The sequence below is a fragment of the Pseudonocardia sp. D17 genome (assembly GCF_036984265.1).
In the GTDB taxonomy this organism is placed as follows: domain Bacteria; phylum Actinomycetota; class Actinomycetes; order Mycobacteriales; family Pseudonocardiaceae; genus Pseudonocardia; species Pseudonocardia benzenivorans.
The window spans coordinates 151,624-163,025 of sequence record NZ_BPRG01000141.1 but is presented as its reverse complement, the minus strand read 5'-3'; the positions used below and the strand labels follow the sequence as shown (position 1 = coordinate 163,025).

Below are 11,402 nucleotides of genomic sequence, written 5' to 3'. Positions count from 1 at the left end.
CTACGACACCGCCGTTCCGTTGACGGCCTCGTGACCCCCGGTGGGCCCGCTGCCGTTGGTGGGCAGGGCGGCGACGGGCGCGGCCGAGCCCTCGAGCACCCCCGCGGCCTCGGCCTCGCGGCGCCGGGCGACGTGGAAGGCCAGGACCTGCAGCTCGACGGCCAGGTCGACCTTGCGCACCTCGACCTGCGGCGGGACCTGCAGGACCACCGGGGCGAAGTTCAGGATGCACCGCACACCGGCCGCGACCAGCTGGTCGCACACCGACTGTGCGGCGGGGCCGGGCGTGGCGACCAGACCGATCGTCACCCCCCGCTCCCCGCACACCCGCGGGATGTCGCGGACGTGCTCCACCAGGATTCCGTTGATGTGGATACCCACGAGATCGGGATCGATGTCGAAGAGGGCGGTGACGGGGAACCCGCGGCCGCCGAAGCCGCCGTAGCCCGCCAGCGCGTGCCCGAGGTTGCCGATCCCGACGACCGCGACGGCCTGCTGCTCGTCGAGACCGAGGGTGCGCTCGATCTGGTGGTGCAGCGAGCGCACCTCGTAGCCGACGCCGCGGATGCCGTACGACCCGATGTAGGACAGGTCCTTGCGCAGCTTCGCGGAGTTGACCCCGCTGACGGTGGCCAGTTCCTCGCTCGAGACGGTGTCCGCGCCCTGCTCGGCGAGCTCGCCGAGCATGCGCAGGTACACCGCGAGCCGGGCGACGGTGGCTTCGGGGATCGCGCGCGTGACCGGGGCGGCAGTGCCGGTCCGACCGGCCCTGCCGTCGATGCTGCCCGTGCCGTTCGCGCCGGTCCCGGGGCGACCGGCGTGCGGCGGCAACGTCACGCTGGCGTCTCCTCGAGTTCGCCCGGCCGCATGCTTCCGCGACCGGTTCCGGCTCGCCGCACCCTGCAGGAGGACGCCCGGGGAACCGGGGCCTGCGGGCGGCGATGCCGACACGGTAGCCGCTTGTGAAGGCCCGCACAAAGTTGCGATCTTGGTCCGCGACGTGCTCCTCCACGCGCGGCGCGCCCGCGACCGGTGGGCGTGCCGAACGTGCCGCTCACCGCCGTGTGACAGCGGTGCTCCACGCCGGGCGTGACGGGCCTCGCACCCCGCTCACGCGCGACTCCCGCCGGCCGCGAGGGCGGCCGGCGGGAGCCGGAGGGCAGTGCGCGAACGTCAGCTCGCCGGCATCAGGACCTTGTCGATGACGAAGACGGTGGCGTTCTTCGTCGGGATGTTGCCGCAGAGGACGGTGGCCGTCTCGCCCTTGCCGTCGGTGATCGTCGGCGCGGTCGGCGTGCCCCCGATCTTGAGGGTGCCGCCGGCGAGCTGGGTGGTCCGGCCGGCGGCGACGAGCGACTCGGCGTCGTAGCGCGTGCCGACGACGTGGTACTGCAGCAGCGCGCCCAGCTTGTTGGGGTCGGCCAGCAGCGCGTTGAACGCGGTGTCCCCGAGCTGCTGCTGCACGGCCTGGAACGCGGGGTCGGCCGGGGCGAAGACGGTGACGCCCTGCTGGGCGTTGAGCGTGTCCGCGAGGCCCGGCACCGCGCCGATGGCCTTGGTCAGCGTGGTGAGCAGCGGGTTGCTCGACGCCGCGGTCGCGACGGGCTGCGCGCCCATGTCGCTGAGCGAGCCGGGGGCGTCGCCCTGCGGCAGCTGCGAGCAGGCCGGGCCGAAGACGTCGGCCTGAGTGGTGACGCCGTCGTCCGGCGTGGTCGCCGGGGCGCTGGGCGCCGCGGGGGCCACGGCCGACGACGATGCGGCCTGGGTGGACGGGGCCTCGTTGTTGGAGCAGGCGGCGACGGCGACGGTCAGGGCTGTCATGACACCGACCGCGGCGATCCTGGAGAGCGTGCGCACGGGTTCCTCCTCGAGCGGGACCGGGCCGTCCGGCCTCGTGTCATGGCGTTCGATTTCGCGTCAAAGGTGGTTCATTCTGGTTGGTAACGAATCGGCAACGCCGACGCGGCGCCCGGCTCACCGCACCGTGAAGATCGTCGCGGGCCAGCCCGTCGCACCGTCGGGGACCGGGTCCGCCCGCTGCTCGACCTGGGTCTGCCCCTCCCCGTCGGTGGCCCTGCACTGCACCGTGTGACTGCCGGGGCCCAGGTCGAACGTCGTCCGCCACATCCGCCATGTCGCGCCCGAGACGTCGGCCGCGAGCGCCGCCTGCTGCCAGGGCCCGCCGTCCATGCGCACCTCGACCTTCGACACCCCGCGCGGCTGCGACCACGCGATGCCGGCGACCGTCACCTGCCCCGCGGGCACCGTCGCGAAGCCGCCGGGGAGATCGATGCGCGCCTCCGTCTTGATCGGCGCCTCCTGGGCCCAGCCGTTGTCGACCCAGTAGCCCTGCTGCGCGGCGAACGTCGTCAGCTCCATGTCGGTGATCCACTTGGTGGCCGACACGTACCCGTAGAGACCCGGCACGACCATCCGCACCGGGAAGCCGTGCTCGGGCGGCAGCGCCTCACCGTTCATGCCGACGACGAGCATCGCGTCACGGTCGGGCTCCATCACGACGTCGGTCGGGGTGCCGCAGGTCCAGCCGTCGCTGCTGGTGCAGAAGATCTGGTCGGCGCCGGCCTGCACGCCGAGCTCGGTCAGCAGGTCACGCAGCGGCGTCCCGACGAACGTCGCCGTCGAGATCAGCGAGCCACCGACCTCGTTGGACACGCACGTCATCGTGACGGTCTTCTCGATCATCGGCCGCGACATCAGGTCGTCGAAGCTCAGCGTGCGCTCCGTCCCGACCATGCCGTGGATCCGCAGGCTCCAGTCCGACGCCTGCAGCGCGGGCACCCGCAGCGCCGTGTCGATCCGGTAGAAGTCGCTGTTCGCCGTGACGAACGGGGTCGTGCCCAGCTCGGCCGCGAAGTCGGCGCCCGGGGGGATCGCCGGGGCGCGCCGCACGACGTCCAGACCGGCCAGCCGGGCCGTCACGTCCGCCCTGGACTGCCCGACGCCGCGCCCGAGCGCGACGCCGCCGGCACCGGCCAGGAGCGCGCCGATCCCGACGGCCGCCGAGGTGCCCACGAGCATCCCGCGCCGGGAGACGGCCGGACCGCCGCCCTTCCCCGTGCCGGACGGCCGGGTCCCCGGCGTGCCGGTGGCCGGCGTCCCGAGGCGGCCGTCGCCGGAACTGCCCTCCGCGGCGCCGCCGTGCCGGCGGCCGTCCTCCCGGGTGCCACTCGTCTCGGCCGCCGCGGCGCCTGCCTTGTCCGTGCCGGTCGTCTCCGAGGCGGTCCGGTCCGTCGCGGCCCTGTCCGTGCCGGTCGTCTCCGAGGCGGTCCGGTCCGTCGCGGCCCGGTCCGTCGCGGCCCTGTCCGTCGCGGCCCTGTCCGTGGCAGAGCTCTCGGTGGCGGCCCGCTCGGCGGCGACCTCCAGCGCCAGCCGGTGCAGCCGCCGGAACACCGGCACGCCGACGGCGATCGAGGCCGCTGGGGCGATGACGTCGAGCGGTGCGAACGTCGGCGCCACCGCGACGGCGGCCAGGCCGAGCAGCCCGAGCACGCTGATCGTCACCACACCCGGGCGCGGGACCCGCCGCGAGGCGAACCCGGCCAGCGCGGACACGACCAGCATCACGACGGCGATCCCCACGAGCAGGACCGTCTTGTCGTGCGTGCCGAACGCCGACTTGGCGAACTCGACCAGTGGCTGCGGCGAGAGCCGGATGACCTCGTCGCCGACGGCGACATAAGGGGAGGAACCCGGCGAGACGAACCCCGCCACCAGGTGACCCGCGCCGACGGCCGCCGCGACGGACAGCACGCCGATGCCGGCGGCGAGTGCGCCGGGGATCGTCGGAGGCGTCGCCGTGCTGCCGGACGGGCGTCGCGCTGCCGTGGTCGTCATGGGAGATCCTTCGGACGGGGGCCGCCCGCGGTTCGGAACGGCCCGATCCGGAGCAGGCCCGCGCGGCTCCCGGTCAGCGTGCGAGGGCCGCGCGCAGCTCCTGCTCGTCGACCTTCCACGTGCCGTGCTCGGCACCGTCGACCAGCACGACCGGGATCCGGTCGCCGTACTCCGCGCGCAGCTCCGGGTCGGAGTCGACGTCGACCGCCGACCAGCTGACACCCAGGTCGCCGCAGACCCGCGCGACCTCCGCCTCGGCCCGCTCGCACGCCGAGCAGTTGACCCGCGTCAGCACCGTCACCCGGGCGTCCGTCATCACTGCACCTCTCGTACACACGTCTCACTACGGAACGGACTCACGTCCGGCTCAGAGTGTGCGCCTGGCGACCTTGCCGGTCGGCGTCCGGGGCAGGGCGGCCACGAACTCGACGACCGCCGGCACCTTGAACCGGGCCAGTCGGGCGCGGCAGTGGTCGCGGACGGCGTCGACGGTGAGCTCCGCCCCCTCCGCCGCGACGACGACCGCCTTGACGGCCTCGCCCGCCCGGTCGTCGGGCACACCGACGACCGCAGCCTCCACGACGCCGTCGAGCTCGGCGAGCACCCGCTCGACCTCGCGCGGGTAGACGTTGAAGCCGTTGACGATCACCAGGTCCGACGACCGGTCCACCAGGTGCAGGTCGCCGTCGGCGTCGAGGTAGCCCACGTCGGCGGTGCGGAACCAGCCCTCGGCGCCGGGGCCGCCCTCGCCGTCGGGCCAGTACCCGGAGAACAGGTGCGGGCCGCGGGTCGCGACGAGGCCGGTGTCGCCGTCGTCGCTCCCGTCCTCCAGCTCCACGTCCTCGTCGGCATCGGCCGGGCGGGCGTCGACGGGGACCCCCTGCGCGTCGACCAGCCGGATCTCGACGCCGGGCAGCGGCCGCCCGACCGAGCCCGGCTTGGCCACGCCACCGACGAGGGTGCTGGTCAGGACGGGGCCGCACTCGCTGAGCCCGTAGCCCTCGAAGAGGTCGAGGCCGGTGGCGTCCCGGAAGGCGGCGAGCCATTCACGTGGCAGCGGCGCCCCGCCCGACGTGCACAACCGCACGCCGGCGAACGCGGCGCGCAGCGTCTCGGCGGGCAGGTCGAGCAGCGCCCGGTACATCGAGGGCACCCCGGCGACGACGCTGACCCGGTGCTCCGGGATCAGCTGCGCCGACCGCTCCGGGTCGAAGCGGTCGGTCAGCACGACGGTCGCGCCGGCCCAGCACACCTGCAGCAGCCCGGCCGCCAGCCCGAACACGTGGAACAGCGGCAGGGAGAGCAGCACCCGGTCGACGGCCGTGACCGGCGCCGGCCGCAGGGCCGCCTGCTGGGCCCGGTTGGCCAGCAGCGCGCGGTGCGAGAGCCGCACGCCGCGCGGCGTCCCGGTGGTCCCGGAGGTGTAGACGAGCAACGCGATCGCCTCGCCGCCGCGCGCCTCGCCGACACCCGCGCCCACGCCGTCCGCGACACGCTCAGGACCGCTGCCGCTCACCGATCGTTCGCGACCGCTGCGCGCACCTCCCGTCGACGACACGTCGGGCGGCGCGAGGAACGTCGCCACCGAGCCGCCGTTGATCGACTCGGGGATGCGGCCGTCCGGGTCGCCGACGACCACTCTGGGTGAACAGCTCGACACCACGGCGCCGAGCTCTCGCGGGACCGAACGGGGCGCGACGGGCACCGCGACCGCGTCCGCCCGCAGCGCCCCGAACAAGGCCACGCACAGGGCGGCGCCGTTGTCGAGGCCGACGATCACCCGGTCCCCGGGCGCGACGCCGGCCGCCCGCAGCCGCGCCGCCTCGTCGTCGACGGCGGCGTCGAACTCGGCCCAGGTCAGCGTGAGCGCGGCCGAGACGTCGACGATCGCAGGGGCGTCGGGTGCCCGCTGCGCCGCGCGCCGGACGAGATCGGCGAGATGGGTCGGGACGTCGGCGCCGACCGTGCCGGGCGCCTCGTCCGGTCGGCTCTGCACGGCGGTTCTCCCTCGGTCGCGCGACGGTCGGAACAAGCCCTGGCGAGTGTGGCAGAAGCCGGCGAGGAGGCTCGCCCGGAACGGCCCAACCGGCGCCACCCAGAGTGACGACGACCACTCGACGGCGCCAGAACCGTTCACCGTAAGTAGTCGTCCACTCACCGGATACCGCCGAGGACGACCGGCGGTGCGCCCTTGGGGGCCCCTCGATCGGTCGTATGCTCCGCCGCTACAAACGACCCAACGGCGGACCGGACGGTTCGACGCGAGAACTCACCCGAGGGAGTGGCATGCAGCCTGTCACCAGCGCACCGCCGGCGTCGCCGCCGTGCTCTGCCTGGGGGGCCGCCGCGGCCGGTGAGGCACGCCGCGAGCCATGACCCGCTCGATACGACCGCCGCGGCTCGTCCGCGAGGACCCCGCCCGCCGCGAGGCGGACCCGGGCCCCGTGACACCCCGGCCGCGGCCGACGGAGCCGGCTCCGGCCGGGTGCCCCGACACCCGGCCCTCCGGCGGCCCGGCCCCGATGCCGGTGCAGCGGCCCGGAGCGGGGCCCGCGCCGCAGGGGGCCGACCCGGGACGCCCCGCCGCCGGCGCCCCACCCGCATCAGCCCGGCCTCCCGTGCCGGCACCCCACCCGGCCACGCAGCGGGAGGAACCGAACGTGACGGCAGCCGCCGAGCTCCCCGTGCCGGAGCCCGAGGAGGACGGCGAGGGTTCCTGGGCACTCGTCAAGGCCGCCCAGGCGGGTGACATGGCCGCGTTCGGTCGGCTGTACCAGCGGTACCAGGACGTCGTCTTCCGATACATCGTCTATCGGATGGGCGACCGTGGCACCGCCGAGGACCTCACGCACGAGACGTTCGTCCGGGCCTTGCGCCGCATCGGCACCGTCACCTACCAGGGCCGCGACATCGGGGCCTGGTTCGTCACGATCGCCCGCAACCTGGTGCTCGACCAGGTCAAGTCGAGCCGCTACCGCCTCGAGTCGACGACGGACAACATCGTCGAGCTCGCGCCGCCGACCACGAGCGGCCCGGAGTCACAGGTCCTGGAGAGCGCGCAGCGCGATGCGCTGCTGCGATGCATCGACATGCTGAACCCGGATCAGAAGGAATGCATCACGCTGCGGTTCCTGCACTGCCTCTCGGTGGCGGAGACGGCCGAGAAGATGGACCGCAACGAGGGCGCGGTCAAGGCACTGCAGCACCGGGCCGTCAAGCGGCTCGCGCAGCTCATGCCCGACGGCTTCAAGCCGGACGGCCCCACGTGAGCCCCCGGAACGCGGGGCGGCGCCATATCGCCCCGGCGCCGCGAGTTGTTACGCGAGCGGCGAGTGACATCCCCGATGCGGTGAACGGTCTGAACGACGTAACCACCTGCCCTTTCCGTCGTTGGGCTCTACAACGTCGGGAGAGCGCAGCGATGTGCGACAGCGCAGGGATGCAGTGAGGACGGCCAACATGCCCGCCGGACAGGGCAAGGACCCCAAGCGGTACGCCGCGTGGGAGGAGCCGGGGTCACCCCTCGGCCCGCCCGCGGAGGACGAGCTCGAGCACGAGATGGCACTGGCCGCCGCGCTCGACCGCAACCTGAGCTCGCTGTCGCCCAGCGCCGACGAGTCGGCACGGATGCACGCCCGCATGGAGGCGATGCTCGCCGGCCTCGCCGGAGGGGGCCCCGCCGGCCCGCGGGCCGGTGCGTTCCCCGAGGCGCTGTTCGCGGAGACCTCCGTCCCCGGGACGGCGTTCCCGGAGCGCGACACCGAACGCACGATGCGGATCGAGCCGGTCCGCGACGTGGCCGCGCCCACGGCGCGCGCCGCGGCCGCACAGCCGGCGGCCGGGTCGGCGGACCCCACCGCCGACGGGCCCGCCCACACCGCCGACGTCCCCGCCCACGGGGAGCCGGCCGCTGCCGGGGCCGCCGCTGCTGGGACCGCCACTGCCGGGACCGATGGCGCCGAGACGGTCGTCGCTCGCACCGACGCCGTCCGCTCAGGCGGAGCGGCCCACGCTCCCGGTGTCGCCCGCTCCCGCAAGGCCCGCCACGTGCTGCCCCGCGGCTACCGCGACCGTCCGGACGATGTCCCCGGGTCCCGACGTCCCGAGCGCCCGTCCGGCAGGCGCCGCATCACCGTCGTGGCCGCGGCCGCGCTGCTCGTCATGATCGCGCTCACCGGCGGCGGCATGCTCGCCAGCCGCGACGCGCTCCCCGGCGACTCGCTCTACGGCGTCAAGCGCGCCGCGGAGTCGTTCGGCTCTGTGTTCACCTTCGGGTCCGACGCCAAGGCCCGCCGTCAGCTCGAGCTGGCCTCGGCCCGGCTCAGCGAGATCGAGCAGCTCGCGGCGCGCGGCGGCGGCGACCCCGTCGTCCTCGCCTCCGCGATCGACGACTTCGACAGCGCGACCACCGAGGGCAGCAGGCTCGTCCTCGACGGGGCCGAGGGCTCCGGCGGCGCCGGGATGAGCGACCTGTCCACCTGGGCGGGCCAGGCGTCGACGCGGTGGAGCGCGCTGCGCTCGTCACTGCCCGACCCGGCCGACGCCGACAGGTCGATCACGCTGCTGCACCGCATCGCCGACCGCTCGGCCGCGCTGCAGAGCCGGATGAACTGCTCCGAGGTCTCCGACGGCTCCGACGACCTCGGGCCCATCCCGGCGACCGGCGCGTGCGCCCCGCGCAGCACCGGGCCGTCGAGCGGGCCGACCGCGGGCGACAGGGGGACGTCCCAGTCCGCGAGGGCCGGGGCGTCGACCCAGCCGGACAACGGCTCCGAGGAAGCCACCGCGAGCGCCACCCCCGAGTCCGCGACGACGACCAACGGCGGTGTCCTGCCCGGCCTCGGCACCGACGGTCTCCCGCTGCCCAACCCGGCGACGGGCACGGGCTCCGGGGCGGGCGACAGCAGCCCGCCGACGACCACGACGTCGGCGCCGTCGCAGAAGGGGCTCCTGCCGCCCATCACGCTGCCCCCGCTGCTGCCGGGCCAGTCCGGCATCACCCTGGGCGGCTGAGCCTCCACCGCACGCCGCTCCCTCGCGCCGCCGAGGCCGTCGCGTCACCGCGACGGCCTCGCGGCGTTCCCGGCCACGGCCACCCGTCGCGACCGGTCGACGACGCTACGCTGAAGCCTGCCCGTCACACGCGATCCGGAGGCGCCCGAGTGGTTGGACAGCCTGACGCCGAACCCGGCGACGGTCGTCCCGAGGTGGCCGGCATCGCCGAGTCGCACGACGTGCTCGATCGCGTCACCGCGCTCGACCCGGCCCGGCGGGCGGGCGAGGCGTCGGCAGCCGCTGCCGTCGCGGCAGGCACCGACGCCACCGCGGAGGCTCCCGCCACCGACCTCACCGCGGCGGCGTTCTTCGACGTCGACAACACGATGATGGTCGGCGCGTCGATCTTCCACTTCGCCCGCGGCCTCGCCGCCCGCAAGTTCTTCACGACGTCGGACCTGCTCGGGTTCGCCTGGCAGCAGGTGAAGTTCCGGGTCGGGGGCCGGGAGACCGACGTCAGCGGCCACCGTGACACCGCCCTGTCGTTCGTCGCCGGCCGTCCGGTGGCCGAGGTCGTCGCGCTCGGCGAGGAGATCTACGACGAGCTCATGGCCGACCGCATCTGGGCGGGCACGCGCGCGCTCGCCCAGATGCACCTCGACGCCGGCCAGCGCGTCTGGCTCGTCACGGCGACGCCCGTCGAGCTGGCGCTGATCATCGCCCGCAGGCTGGGCCTCACCGGTGCGCTCGGCACCGTCGCGGAGAGCGTCGACGGCCACTACACGGGTCGCCTCGTCGGCGAGATCCTGCACGGCACGGCCAAGGCGCACGCGATCCGCGCGCTCGCCGTCGCCGAGGGGTTGGACCTGCGCCGATGCAGCGCGTACAGCGACTCGGTCAACGACGTGCCGATGCTGTCCGCCGTGGGCACCGCGGTCGCCGTCAACCCCGACTCCGAGCTGCGCGACACCGCCAAGGAACGCGGCTGGCAGATCCGCGACTTCCGGACCGGCCGCAAGGCGGCGAAGATCGGCGTGCCGTCGGTGCTGGGCGCGGGTGTCGTCGCGGGCGCGATCGCGGCGGGCGTGGCGCACCGCCGACGCTGAGCGTCCCCGCGGGACGTCGACCGCTCCGGCCGCGGCGGGGTCGGCGTGCCCGCGCCGTCAGCCGAGGAAGGCGTTGCGTCGCTGCGACAGCAGCCGGTACAGGGTGTGCTGGATGCTCTCCCGGACCTGGTCGGTCAGGTTGAACACGAGCATCGGGTCGTCGGCGTCGGCCGGCTCGTGGGCGTCGGTGCGGATCGGCTCGCCGAACTCGATGTACCACTTCGACGGCAGCGGCACGGCGCCCAGCGGTCCGAGCAGCGGGAACGTCGGCGTCACCGGGAAGTACGGCGCGCCGAACAGCCGTGCGAGCGGCTTGATGTCGCCGATCTTCGGATAGATCTCCTCGGCCCCGACGATCGAGCACGGGATGATCGGGACACCGGTGCGCAACGCGGCCGAGACGAACCCGCCGCGACCGAAACGCTGCAGCTTGTAGCGGTCCTTGAACGGCTTGCCGATGCCCTTGAAGCCCTCCGGCCACACGCCGACGAGCTCACCGGAGGACATCAGCCGCTCCGCGTCGGGGTTGCACGCCAGGGTCGCGCCCTGCTTGCGGGTCAGCGCACCGAGGACGGGCAGCCGGAACACCAGGTCGGCGCCCAGCATCCGCAGGTGCCGGCGCGCGGGGTGCTCGTCGTGCAGCGCGACCGCCGTCATCAGCGCGTCGAGCGGCAACGTGCCCGAGTGGTTGGCGACGACGAGCGCGCCGCCCACGTCGGGCACGTGGTGCATCCCGATCGTCTCGACGCGGAACCACGACCGGTACAGCGGCCGCAACGCCGGGATGATCACGTTGTCGGTGAGGTCGGGATCGAAGCCGAACTCGTCGACCTGGTAGTCGCCGTCGACACGCCTGCGCACGAAGGCGGCGAGCCGCTCGATCGACTCCTCGAGGACGCTCGGTCCGGTCGGCTCGGCGGCCTCCGGGCCGGGAGCCTCTGGCGACGCGGGCCCCGCCTCGGAACGCTCTCCCCGTGTCCGCCTGGCGCTCTCGGCGCGCAGCGGGATGACCCGGGCGCCCGACCCGTCCGGCGGCTGCTCGGAGGTCTCCACGGGGTCCCCGTCCTCGGGACGCCGCGTCCCGCGGCGGGTCGTCGCCGTCTCGCGCTCGCCGCTCTTCGCCACGCCACCCGCCCCCGCAGTCGTGCCCGTCGTCGTGCCCTTCGTCCGGTCCGCGTCGCCGGCCCCCGACCCGGTGGTGTCCGGCGTCGACCCGGCTCCGCCCCGTGCGGGCGTGCGCGGGCTCCGGGCCGAACCGTTCCGCTCACCGCCGTCCCCGGCCCGCGTGCGATGTCTGCCCGTGCCGGACGTCACCGGCGCCGCGGTGTCGGGGCGGCGGCCGTTGCGGCCGCCGGGACCGTCGTCGCGGCCCGTCGCCGACCGGGCGGCGCCGGGCCCGCGGACCGCCGTCGCGTCGCCGGCACGCGGGCGTCCCTCGACGCGTCC

The 11,402-nt window shown here is 74.8% G+C and carries 9 protein-coding genes; 3 read left to right on the top strand and 6 right to left on the bottom strand.

Going from position 1 to position 11,402, the window contains the following annotated elements; genetic code table 11:
* The 5 genes from PSD17_RS22335 to PSD17_RS22315 form a co-directional block, all read right to left on the bottom strand.
* Positions 1-837 carry a redox-sensing transcriptional repressor Rex gene (locus tag PSD17_RS22335; protein ID WP_013677648.1) on the bottom strand — a complete coding sequence of 279 codons (837 nt, stop codon included), beginning with the start codon at positions 835-837 and terminating at the stop codon, positions 1-3.
* Positions 838-1,173: 336 nt separating this feature from the next.
* Complete coding sequence (locus PSD17_RS22330) at positions 1,174-1,857, bottom strand: fasciclin domain-containing protein (RefSeq protein ID WP_379652987.1); 684 nt, start codon at positions 1,855-1,857, stop codon at positions 1,174-1,176.
* A 117-nt stretch (positions 1,858-1,974) separates the two neighbouring features.
* Positions 1,975-3,855: a molybdopterin-dependent oxidoreductase gene (locus PSD17_RS22325; RefSeq protein WP_339124410.1), complete on the bottom strand. Its 1,881-nt coding sequence runs from the start codon at positions 3,853-3,855 to the stop codon at positions 1,975-1,977.
* Positions 3,856-3,928: 73 nt separating this feature from the next.
* The gene (locus PSD17_RS22320) at positions 3,929-4,171 is read right to left on the bottom strand and encodes a glutaredoxin family protein (protein WP_013677651.1); all 243 of its coding nucleotides are present in this window, start codon (positions 4,169-4,171) and stop codon (positions 3,929-3,931) included.
* A 51-nt stretch (positions 4,172-4,222) separates the two neighbouring features.
* Complete coding sequence (locus PSD17_RS22315) at positions 4,223-5,851, bottom strand: class I adenylate-forming enzyme family protein (protein WP_339124409.1); 1,629 nt, start codon at positions 5,849-5,851, stop codon at positions 4,223-4,225.
* A gap of 664 nt (positions 5,852-6,515) precedes the next feature.
* Here PSD17_RS22315 and PSD17_RS22310 point away from each other — a divergent pair.
* From PSD17_RS22310 to PSD17_RS22300, 3 genes are all read left to right on the top strand, one after another.
* Complete coding sequence (locus tag PSD17_RS22310; protein ID WP_013677653.1) at positions 6,516-7,124, top strand: sigma-70 family RNA polymerase sigma factor; 609 nt, start codon at positions 6,516-6,518, stop codon at positions 7,122-7,124.
* Positions 7,125-7,314: 190 nt separating this feature from the next.
* Positions 7,315-8,868, top strand: coding sequence for a DUF5667 domain-containing protein (locus tag PSD17_RS22305; protein WP_339124408.1), 1,554 nt, complete (start codon positions 7,315-7,317; stop codon positions 8,866-8,868).
* A 194-nt stretch (positions 8,869-9,062) separates the two neighbouring features.
* On the top strand, positions 9,063-9,956 hold the full coding sequence (locus tag PSD17_RS22300; RefSeq protein ID WP_379652988.1) for an HAD family hydrolase: 894 nt from the start codon (positions 9,063-9,065) through the stop codon (positions 9,954-9,956).
* Positions 9,957-10,013: 57 nt separating this feature from the next.
* Here the strand turns inward: PSD17_RS22300 and PSD17_RS22295 are convergent, their stop codons facing one another.
* On the bottom strand, positions 10,014-11,009 hold the full coding sequence (locus PSD17_RS22295; protein ID WP_379652989.1) for a lysophospholipid acyltransferase family protein: 996 nt from the start codon (positions 11,007-11,009) through the stop codon (positions 10,014-10,016).
* Positions 11,010-11,402 lie beyond the last annotated feature (393 nt).

Excerpts from the sequence above, each read along its gene's own strand:
- PSD17_RS22325 (WP_339124410.1), bottom strand. The coding sequence starts at position 3,855 with ATGACGACCACGGCAGCGCGACGCCCGTCCGGCAGCACGGCGACGCCT.
- PSD17_RS22320 (WP_013677651.1), bottom strand. The coding sequence starts at position 4,171 with ATGACGGACGCCCGGGTGACGGTGCTGACGCGGGTCAACTGCTCGGCG.
- PSD17_RS22305 (WP_339124408.1), top strand. The coding sequence starts at position 7,315 with ATGCCCGCCGGACAGGGCAAGGACCCCAAGCGGTACGCCGCGTGGGAG.